3 protein-coding genes are annotated in these 2,582 nt (G+C 67.1%); 1 reads left to right on the forward strand and 2 read right to left on the reverse strand.

Going from position 1 to position 2,582, the window contains the following annotated elements; all coding sequences use genetic code 11:
• On the reverse strand, positions 1-514 hold a 514-nt coding region (locus tag RMO30_RS05400; RefSeq protein WP_309710474.1), incomplete at its 3' end, for a PLP-dependent transferase.
• Between the two features lie 110 nt (positions 515-624).
• Positions 625-1,716, reverse strand: coding sequence for an acyltransferase family protein (locus RMO30_RS05405; protein WP_309710477.1), 1,092 nt, complete (start codon positions 1,714-1,716; stop codon positions 625-627).
• Between the two features lie 49 nt (positions 1,717-1,765).
• Between RMO30_RS05405 and RMO30_RS05410 the strand changes: the two genes are divergently transcribed.
• Positions 1,766-2,557 carry an SDR family oxidoreductase gene (locus RMO30_RS05410; protein ID WP_309710480.1) on the forward strand — a complete coding sequence of 264 codons (792 nt, stop codon included), beginning with the start codon at positions 1,766-1,768 and terminating at the stop codon, positions 2,555-2,557.
• The last annotated feature ends 25 nt before the right edge of the window (positions 2,558-2,582 follow it).

Below are 2,582 nucleotides of genomic sequence, written 5' to 3' on the forward strand. Positions count from 1 at the left end.
CTTCGGCGACCAGTTCGATGTCGAGGATGTTGATGCGCGGGTTGCCGATGCTCTCGGCGAAGAACAGTTTCGTGTTCGGCCGAACCGCGGCCTTCCACTCCTCGGCGTCGTCCTGGTTCTCGACGAACGTGACCTCGATGCCGAGCTTCGCGAGGGTGTACTTGAAGAGGTTGTAGGTGCCGCCGTAGATCGACGACGACGAGACGATGTGATCGCCTGCGCCCGCGATGTTCAGCACGGCGTAGGTGATGGCGGCCGAGCCGGAGGCCACCGCGAGGGCCGCGGTGCCGCCTTCGAGCGCGGCGACCCGCTCTTCGACGACCGCCTGGGTGGGGTTGTTGATGCGGGTGTAGATGTTGCCGAACTCGGCGAGCGCGAACAGGTTCTTGGCGTGGTCGGAGCTGTTGAAGACGTACGACGTCGTCTTGTAGATCGGCGTCGCGCGGGCATTCGTGACGGGGTCGGGCGCGGATCCAGCGTGGATCTGCTTGGTCTCGAATCGCCAGTCCGACATGGGGGCTCCTTGCGTTTGGTGAAGGTCGAGGGATCGCCTCGAACGGATGCGAGCCTAGGTTCCTTGGCCGAGAGCGGCCAAGATGGCCGCAATCCGGCGTAACCGTGGCCTCACGGCTGCCGTGGGGAATCCTCCCGTCGCGCCCCGACCGCATCCGTGCGGGATTCCCCGAGACGATCGTCGGTTGCGCGGAACAACCAGCGTGGCTTCGGCTCGACGAGCGGCCGGAAGATCCGCCGCACGAGCGGGCTGGCGAGCGCGATGGCGATCGTCGTCGAGGCGAACATCATCGTCAGCAGCCAGGTTGCCGACGCGTGGTCGTCGCGCAGCACGCCCGATTCGCGCAGCGGGTAGAGCACGAAACTGTGCAGGAGGTAGACGTACATCGTCGCCTGCCCGAAGGCGCTGAAGAACGTCTCGCGACGCGGGATGAGCGCGAAGAAGGCGGCGCTCAGCACGACGGCGAGCACGATGAGGCCCAGGCGCACCAGCCCGGCCCACCAGACCGGTTCGCCGAGGTCGAGGTAGGAGTCGTCGTAGAAGAACCAGTGTTTGAGGCTGAACTCGCGGAAGGTTTGCACGTTCAGCGCGATGACCGCGAGCCAGCCGCCGAACACCGCGGCTGCGAGCACCCGCCATCCCCAGACCGCCGGCCCGAGGGACCGCCAGCGGTCGACGACGTTCCACTGCCGCAGCTGCCAGCCCAATACGAAAAACGGCAGAATGCCGATCGCCCGCGACAGCGAGAAAGTCGAGTCGACATTCGCGAGGTAGCCGACGCCGACGCTGAGGAGCACGGCCCAGGCCAGCGGCCACCGCAGCAAAACGAGGTAGGGCAACACGAGGCGGAAGATCGCGAGCGCGAGCAGGAACCACAGGGTCCACGAGGGTTCGGTCGGGTTGAACACCGGGCGGCCCTCGACGAGGAACTGCACGAGGCTCCAGATCGCCTCGAAGATGACGTACGGCAGCACGAAGTCGGTGATGATCCGCCGCATCTGCCGGGTGCCGGGCGGCGAGGCCTTCGAGAAGTAGCCGCTGATGATCGCGAACGCCGGCATGTGGAACGCGTAGATGAACAGGTAGAGCGTCAACGCGTTGTCGGAGTCGATCGTCTGCCGCTGGATCGCATGACCCATGACGACGAGCACGATGCACCCGAATCGCGCGTTGTCCCACCACGGGATGCGGCTGCCCCTCACGCCCTCACCCTACGTCGGGGCTCCTCCGCGAGCGCTCTACGGTTGAGGCATGACGACCCTTCGACAGGCTCAGGAACCACGCGTGGTCGTGACGGGCGCGAGTTCCGGAATCGGGGAGGCGACTGCGCGGTTGTTCGCGCAGCATGGCTGGGAGGTCGTCGGGGTCGCTCGCCGCGCCGACCGGCTGGCTGCGCTCGCCGACGGGACGGGCATCCGCACGATCGTCGCCGACCTCACCGATGAGGCTGAGGTAGCGCGGGTGCGCGACGAGCTCGCGGCGTTCGGGCCGGTGCACGCGCTCGTCAACAACGCCGGGGGAGCGTTCGGAATGGCCAGCGTCGAGCACGGCGATCCCGCGGACTGGCGCGCCATGTTCGAGATCAACGTGATCGCGGTCAAGAACCTGATCAGTGCGTTGTTGCCCGCCCTGCGTGACGGCGCCCGGGATGCCGGCCACGCCGACATCCTGACCGTCACCTCGATCGCGGCGCACCTCGCCTACGAGGGGGGTGCGGGCTACAACGCCGCGAAAGCGGGTGCTCACATGCTGATGGCCGTGTTGCGGCTCGAGCTCGCGGGCGAACCGATCCGGGTGATCGAGGTGGCGCCGGGCATGGTCAAAACCGACGAGTTCTCGCTCGTGCGGTTCGGCGGCGATCAGGCGAAGGCCGCCGCCGTCTACGACAACGTCGAAGCCCCGCTCCTCGCCGCCGACATCGCCGAAGCGATCGTGCACGCGATCGAGTTGCCGGGCCACATCAACCTCGACCTCGTGACGATCAAGCCTGTGGCGCAGGCCGCGCCGCACAAGGTGATCCGCGGGCCCCTCACCCCCGAGTAGCGGCTATTTGCCCGAGTTGGCGGAC

The sequence above is a fragment of the Pseudolysinimonas sp. genome, assembly GCF_031389465.1.
Lineage (GTDB): Bacteria > Actinomycetota > Actinomycetes > Actinomycetales > Microbacteriaceae > Pseudolysinimonas_A.

Bases quoted from the DNA above. Each gene is read 5' to 3' on its own strand.
- RMO30_RS05410 (WP_309710480.1), top strand. From the start codon at position 1,766: ATGACGACCCTTCGACAGGCTCAGGAACCACGCGTGGTCGTGACGGGC.